The following is a 4,430-nucleotide window of genomic DNA, read 5'->3' as shown; positions in this document are numbered from 1 at the left end:
CGAATTCGCGGGTGACCACCTGCACCCAGCCCATGATCGCGTTGATGCCCTGCCCGTGGTACCGCAGCGTCGCAGTACAGATCGGGAAGCCGCGGAAGGACTCGACGTGGAGGTCGGGGACGACGAGTTGGTGGCCGGACGCCCAGGGGTCCTCGTTGGGCAGGACGCGGATGTTGATCAGGCCGCGTTGTCCACGGACCTCGAACGGGACCGACAACTCTCGTCGCATCAGCTCTCCTCTTGCGGTTTCAAGCAATTCTCCAACCAGGACAAAGGATTCGGCGAAGACGACTACCGGGTTCCGCGGGGTTGTGTACTTGCGGTGACGGGAGCATGGTGGAACCGAGCAGTGATCCTTGGGGGCAGCCTGCTCGGTGGGGGAAGACGGTAGTCCGTCTTCTGCGAAGTACGTGGGTCTGGGGGATCTGGGAAGCGTCTCGTTCGGCAACGAGGGCACGCGGGTATGAGCCGCGGCCGGTTCCGTCCTGCTCATCGCCCCTGTCCACGCAAGGGGGAGAGATGCCGAGAAAGGCCAACGGGAGAGCGGGGAAGGCGAACCAGGCCGGACAGCAGATGCCGGGTGGCGGGATGTCGTCCGGCGGGATGTCGGCGATGTCGGCGAACGGCGCGCCGGACATCAGGATGATGTCGGGCTCGACCGGCGGCGGCTCGGGCGGCATGAGCGGATCCGGCGGTATGGGCGGATCCGGCGGTTCCGGTGGTATGGGCGGTTCCGGTGGATCGGGCGGTATGAGCGGGCCCGATCGGACCCAGGAGCAGCCGACTCGACGCAACTGCGGCGTGATGGACGTCCACCGCCGGCTGTTGACGACCTCGCCGGGGTACGCCGCCGCCAGGTCCGCGATCGAGAACGCGACGACACAGTACGTCGCCCGCGAGCAACGTTTTGCGGGAGTCGCGCAGATCCCCGTCGTCGTCCACGTCGTCTTCAACACCCCCACGCAGAACATCTCCCAGGCGCAGATCGACAGCCAGCTCGAAGTCCTCAACCAGGACTTCCGCGCCACCAACCCCGACATCGGATTCGTCCCCGCGCCGTTCACCGGCCTGGTCGCGGACTCCCGGATCGAGTTCTACCTCGCCACCGAGGACCCGAACGGCAACCCGACCACCGGCGTCACCCGGACGCAGACCACGCGAACGTCCTTCAGCACCGACGACGCGGTGAAATCCTCCGCGACCGGCGGCATCGACCCCTGGCCGACCGACCGCTACCTGAACGTCTGGGTCGCGCAGCTCGGTGGCGGCCTGCTCGGGTACGCACAGTTCCCCGGCGGACCGGCTGACACCGACGGCGTCGTGATCCTGCACAGCGGCTTCGGCACCAACGGAACCGCCGCCGCGCCGTTCGACCTCGGCCGGACCACCACGCACGAGATCGGCCACTTCCTGAACCTGTTCCACATCTGGGGCGATGACGGTAGCGGCTGCAGCGGCAGTGACGAGGTCGCTGACACGCCGAACCAGGGCGGCCCCAACTTCGGCGTACCGACGTTCCCGAAGACGTCGTGCAGCAACGGGCCGAACGGCGACCTGTTCGTCAACTACATGGACTACACCGACGACCGCGGCATGGTGATGTTCACCAACGACCAGGTCGCGCGGATGGAGGCCTGTCTCGACCAGGTCCGGCCGACCCTGATGCACGACCACGCGACAGCCGGTGCGCCGGAACCGGCCGGCCCCGTGGTCTCGTGGGGCGAGAACCGGCTGGACGCTTTCGTGCTCGGCACCGACCGGGCGATGTACCACAAATGGTGGGACGGAGCGTCCTGGGGACCCTCCGTCGGCGGTTACGAATACATGGGTGGTGTCTGTATGAGTGCTCCTGAAGTCGCGTCCTGGGGCGAAGGTCGGCTCGACGCGTTCGTGCTCGGAACCGACCACGGGCTCTACCACAAGTGGTACGACGCCGGCTGGGGTCCGTCGGTCACCGGCTACGAGTCCCTCGGTGGGATCTGCACGAGCCCGCCACGGGTGGCGACGTGGGGTTCCGATCGATTGGACGTCTTCGTCCTCGGCACGGATCGTGCGCTGTACCACAAGTGGTACGACGGGTCGGGCTGGTCGACGGACTTCGAGTACCTCGGCGGGATCTGCATGAGCCCACCGGAAGTGGTTGCCTGGGGCCCCGATCGACTGGACGTCTTCGTCCTCGGCACCGACAACGCGGTCTACCACAAGTGGTGGGACGGCTCCGCATGGTCGGGCTTCGAGGGTCTCGGCGGGGTCTGCGCCAGTCCCCCGAAGGTCGTCGCCTGGGGTCCGAACCGGCTCGACCTGTTCGTGATCGGCACCGACTCCGCGCTCTACCACAAGTGGTACGACGGATCCGGCTGGTCGGCGGACTGGGAGTACCTGGGCGGCACCTGCACGACGGCGCCGTCCGTGGTCTCGTGGGACGAGAACCGGCTCGATGTCTTCGTGATCGGCACCGACTCTGCGCTGTACCACAAGTGGTACGACGGATCCGGCTGGTCGGCGGACTGGGAGTACATGGGCGGTGTCTGCGTCGAGGAGCCTCGGGTCAACTCGTGGGGCCCGGACCGGCTCGATGTGTTCGTGATCGGAACCGACGGTGGGCTCTACCACAAGTGGTGGAACGGGTCGGCCTGGGGACCGTCGCTGACCGGGTACGAACCGCTCGGCGGCATCATCAGTGACTTCAAGGTCACCGTGCCACCCACCGAACAGATGCCGATGGCAATGACCGGACAGGCGGTGCACAACTGAACACCCAGCAGGTGCTCGGCCGATGGACGCACTCCTACGAGGAGGACCACGACGGGATCACCGTCTATCGCCGCGAGGACTTCACCTTCCCGCCGGCCCGCGCCCGGCGGGGGGTGGAGTTCCGCCCGGACGGGACCTTCGTGGAGTGGGTGATCGGCCGCGCCGACGCCCCGGAAGGCCGGACCGGCCGCTGGCAGCCCTCCGGCGTGATCACCCGGGCCGGCGGTATGCCGGGCTCGGTCCGGGTGGTCGCCGCCGAGCCCGATCGCCTCGAACTCGCCTGGCAGGAGTGAACATGCTAGTTGGACTGACATGAAGGCTTCACCTGTCCGCTACCTCGTCGTGCGGACCGCCGACGCCGTCTCCGGCGCCGACTCCGCCCGCTTCGGCGACAAGACGATGCTGTGGGTCCCGGCCGACGAGCGACTCGGCCGGGCCTCCCGTACTGCGCCCGGCCTGCTCCTGGTCACCCAGGTCGGCCGCACCTTCCAGGACGAACACCCTGACGTCACTCCCCTGCTGGACCACGGGCGCCACCTGGTGATCTCAGCCGCCGACAAACCCCGCCGCAGGTCGAACCACTGCTGGCGGGTCGAACCTCTCCGGCCCGGAGCCACCGTTGTCGACGTACCGGAGGTCCAACCACAGCGAGTCGACGCGGAGGTGGCGAATCTGGTTGCGCAGTTGTCGCCGACGTCGTACGAGGCGGACCTGACCTGGCTCGCCAGTCTGCCGACGCGGCACTCGCTCAGCGCGTCGTTCACCGCCGCCGTGGACTTCGCCGCCGCCCGGATGGTTGCCATGGGCTACGGAGTCACCCGTACGCCGATCACGGTGGGCGCGGGTCATTCGGAGAACCTGATCGGGGACCGGCCTGGTTCGGGGCCCGAGCCGCGGGCGCTCGTGGTGATCACCGCGCACCTGGATTCCATCAACCAGGCCGGTGGTCCGGGAGCCAGTGCTCCCGGCGCCGACGACAACGCGAGCGGCTCCGCCGGAGTACTGGAGCTCGCTCGACTGATCGCCACGCGCAGTTGGCAGAACGACGTACGGCTGATCCTGTTCGGCGGCGAGGAGGAGGGGCTGCACGGGAGCAAGCAGTACGTCGCGTCGCTGCCGCCTGCCGAGCGAGCGCGGATCCGCGCGGTGCTCAACATGGACATGATCGCAAGCAAGAACACCGCGATCCCGACCGTCTTGCTGGAAGGTGCCACGGTGTCATCCGGCCAGATGGCGGACCTGGCCGCGGCGGCCGCGAGCTACACCGGGCTGACGGTCGAGACGTCGCTGAATCCATTCGCCAGCGACCATGTGCCGTTCATCAACGCGGGCATTCCCGCGGTCCTGACGATCGAGGGCGCGGACAGCGCGAACGGGCACATCCACTCAGCCCAGGACACGCTGAACTTCCTCGACTGGTCGCTCGCTGCCGAGATCCTGCGCATGAACGTAGCCGCCCTGGCCGGCTGGCTGGGCGCGATCGCGGCCCCGTCCCGGCGCCCACGACCAGCAGGTTCGGTGGTCTCCTGGGGACCGGACCGCCTCGACGTCTTCGTGGTCGGCCCAGATCGCGCCCTCCACCACAAACACTGGGACGGCACCACCTGGCATGACTTCGAAACCCTGGGAGGCGTCATCACCTAACGCTCGTTACGTCCGAAGAACCCGGGGTCCTG

3 protein-coding genes and 1 pseudogene are annotated in these 4,430 nt (G+C 67.9%); 3 read left to right on the top strand and 1 reads right to left on the bottom strand.

What is annotated here, in order from left to right; translation table 11 throughout:
* A pseudogene (locus VFG33_RS01430) lies at nt 1-229 on the bottom strand (hypothetical protein); the annotation flags it as partial.
* A 290-nt stretch (nt 230-519) separates the two neighbouring features.
* Here VFG33_RS01430 and VFG33_RS01425 point away from each other — a divergent pair.
* From VFG33_RS01425 to VFG33_RS01415, 3 genes are read left to right on the top strand one after another with little or no spacing between them, the layout of a single operon-like run.
* Complete coding sequence (locus tag VFG33_RS01425) at nt 520-2,754, top strand: DUF8189 domain-containing protein (protein ID WP_325021496.1); 2,235 nt, start codon at nt 520-522, stop codon at nt 2,752-2,754.
* 11 nt (nt 2,755-2,765) lie between these two features.
* Complete coding sequence (locus tag VFG33_RS01420; protein ID WP_325021494.1) at nt 2,766-3,047, top strand: hypothetical protein; 282 nt, start codon at nt 2,766-2,768, stop codon at nt 3,045-3,047.
* Between the two features lie 19 nt (nt 3,048-3,066).
* Complete coding sequence (locus tag VFG33_RS01415; RefSeq protein ID WP_325021493.1) at nt 3,067-4,398, top strand: M28 family metallopeptidase; 1,332 nt, start codon at nt 3,067-3,069, stop codon at nt 4,396-4,398.
* Nucleotides 4,399-4,430 lie beyond the last annotated feature (32 nt).

The organism is Kribbella sp., from assembly GCF_035687465.1.
Taxonomy (GTDB): domain Bacteria; phylum Actinomycetota; class Actinomycetes; order Propionibacteriales; family Kribbellaceae; genus Kribbella.
Note: the sequence above shows the minus strand (reverse complement) of the source record. Positions and strands in the feature narration are given on the sequence as shown.

What these genes read in the sequence shown, in the direction of transcription:
- VFG33_RS01425 (WP_325021496.1), top strand. Translation starts at nt 520, where the DNA reads ATGCCGAGAAAGGCCAACGGGAGAGCGGGGAAGGCGAACCAGGCCGGA.
- VFG33_RS01415 (WP_325021493.1), top strand. Translation starts at nt 3,067, where the DNA reads ATGAAGGCTTCACCTGTCCGCTACCTCGTCGTGCGGACCGCCGACGCC.